Origin of the sequence: Rhizobium sp. NPDC090275, assembly GCF_044772225.1 — a bacterium.
In the GTDB taxonomy this organism is placed as follows: Bacteria; Pseudomonadota; Alphaproteobacteria; order Rhizobiales; family Rhizobiaceae; genus Rhizobium.
Genome location: NZ_JBIVYL010000029.1, coordinates 1 through 2,319, shown reverse-complemented (window position 1 = coordinate 2,319; position 2,319 = coordinate 1). Strand labels below are relative to the sequence as shown.

Sequence of the window (2,319 nt, the reverse complement as noted above, 5' to 3'; positions counted from 1 at the left end):
ACGCGCAACTATGTGCAGCGGGTGATTGAGAACTATGAGGTGTACAAGGCCCGGTTGGGTCAGCCCGTCAGCATCCAGAAGGACCTGATTGGCGGACGCAACGCGTCCTAGAGCGCCGTTTGCCTGCCGGTGCAGCGGACGCTAGTCTCTTCTCGTCAAGGCGGGGAGAGACGATGGACGATACCAACAGCCAAGCCTTTCAGGACCGGACTTACATATCCAGCGATGGCCTGACGCTGCATCTGCGGGACTATGATCCGGACTCCGAGGCGACGGAAGGCCGGTTGCCAGTGATCTGTCTTCCTGGGCTGACGCGGAATTCGCGCGATTTTCATCACCTGGCGCTGATCCTGTCGCGGGATCCGGTTGTTTCAAGACGCGTCATCGCGCTTGATTACCGAGGGCGCGGTCTCTCCGACTGGGATGAGAACAAAGCCAACTACAATCTTGCCGTCGAAGCCCGCGACGTCACCGAGGCCTGCGCCTACCTGAACATCGGCCGTGCCGCCTTCATCGGCACATCACGCGGCGGGCTGATCCTGCACCTGCTTGCGGGAATAAACCCCGATCTGATGGACGCAGTGGTTCTTAATGATATCGGCCCGGTCATCGAGGCTGGTGGATTGATGAAGATCCGCGACGATCTCAACGGAGCGCGACTTCCGCGAGACATGGAAGATACGGCAGCGTTGCTGAAGCTGCGGCAGGGCGCTGACTTCGCTGCCCTCTCGGATCCCGATTGGGTCGAGATGGCGACGGCGATTTATCGCGATATCGACGGTGAGTTGCTGCCCGATGTCGATCCAGCGATTGCCCAGCAGCTGTTGTCGATCGACTTCACCAAACCAATGCCGGATCTCTGGGCGCAGTATGAGAGTTTCGGGAAGCTGCCGCTGATGGTCATTCGGGGGGAGAATTCGGCGTTGCTTACAGAGAACACGCTAACTGCGATGGCCGAGAGACACTCCGATCTCAAGATCGTCCGGGTTCCCGGTCAGGGCCACCCGCCCCTGCTGCATCTGGAGCCGGCGCTCCGGGAACATCCGGACTATTCTTGCGGCAATCTAGTGCGCCGATCGTTAGGCGGTCAGCCTCTTCAATCCATGCTTTCACACTGCCAGGAATACAAAAAGCCCGGTTCTTTCGAACCGGGCTTTCCTGATTAGACCGAAGTCAGATCAGATTAGAATGCACGCTGCAGGCGGAAGTAGCCAGACCAGGTGTTGTCGTCAACAGCAACCGTGCGGTCCTGCCACTGTACCGAAGCCTTGGCGTAGAAGTTTTCTACGATCTGATAGTCGAGCGTTACGCCAGCCTTCCAGATGTCAACGTCGGTGAAGTCGGTGGTCGTGGTGTAGGTGCCGCCGGTGATGTAGCCGCCGTTGCGGGCGTTAGCAAAGTACTGGACAGCAGGCGTGATCTTGAACTTGTCGGTTGCCTGGATCGCGTATTCAGCAGCAACAGTCCATTCAGACTCTTCGAAGTAGGCGTTCGGGCCAGAAGCCCAAGCAGCTGCGAGGCCGAGAGTGCCCGGGCCGATTGCAACAGTGCCCATACCGCGGATCGCACCTTCTTCGGTGTCCGTGTCGTAGCCGCCGATCAGCTGGTAGCTAAATGCGCCAGCCTTGCCACCGATGCCAGCAGCGATACCGACGTTGTTCGGGCTTTCACCAAGACCGCCACCGAGGGGCGTGCCGTGGATGCTGTCTTCCAGTTCGTCAACCGAGATACCGGCGTAGAAGTCGCCAGACTCATACTGGTAACGAATGGAGTTGTGCAGCGTCGGGCCAGAAGCGAGCGAGTCGGTTTCGCCAGAGAGACCATCGTCCCACCAGCTGTAGAACAGACCAGCGCGGAAGCCGGCGATGTCGATGTAAGCCGAGTCGAGGTAGGAAGACTGGCTCGTAGCGTTGTCAGCGTCCGTCTGCAGAACGATTACGCCGGTGAGCGGACCATACTCGGTGTCGCTCTTAGACGTGAACTGTACCTGACCGCGGGTGAAAGAATCCCAGTCAGACGTACCGGAAGCGTCCCGGTTCACGTCAACCTGGAAACGAACGTAACCGTTGATCTTCAGGCAGGTTTCCGTGCCCGGGATGTAGAAGTAGCCGGTGCCGTATGCGTCGCAAACGCGAACGTATTCTACTGCTTCCGGTTCAGCTGCAACAATCGCGTCAGCAGCCTGAGCGCCGGATACAACTGCCAGAGCAGCTGCGGAGCCGAGAAGTAGGCTCTTGATGTTCATATTGACCTCCAATTCAAAGTTTCAATCGGATCCGGGTTTTCGCCGTTTTGGCAGCGTTCCCTGCCCCGTCACCG

At 58.6% G+C, this 2,319-nt stretch carries 2 protein-coding genes; one reads left to right on the top strand and one right to left on the bottom strand.

Translation table 11 applies throughout. The annotated features are described in order from the left end of the window. The first annotated feature begins 173 nt into the window (after positions 1-173). Complete coding sequence (locus ACIQUB_RS31440) at positions 174-1,166, top strand: alpha/beta fold hydrolase (RefSeq protein WP_402935921.1); 993 nt, start codon at positions 174-176, stop codon at positions 1,164-1,166. A 17-nt stretch (positions 1,167-1,183) separates the two neighbouring features. Here the strand turns inward: ACIQUB_RS31440 and ACIQUB_RS31435 are convergent, their stop codons facing one another. After that, positions 1,184-2,245 carry a porin gene (locus ACIQUB_RS31435; RefSeq protein WP_402935918.1) on the bottom strand — a complete coding sequence of 354 codons (1,062 nt, stop codon included), beginning with the start codon at positions 2,243-2,245 and terminating at the stop codon, positions 1,184-1,186. Positions 2,246-2,319: the final 74 nt, after the last annotated feature.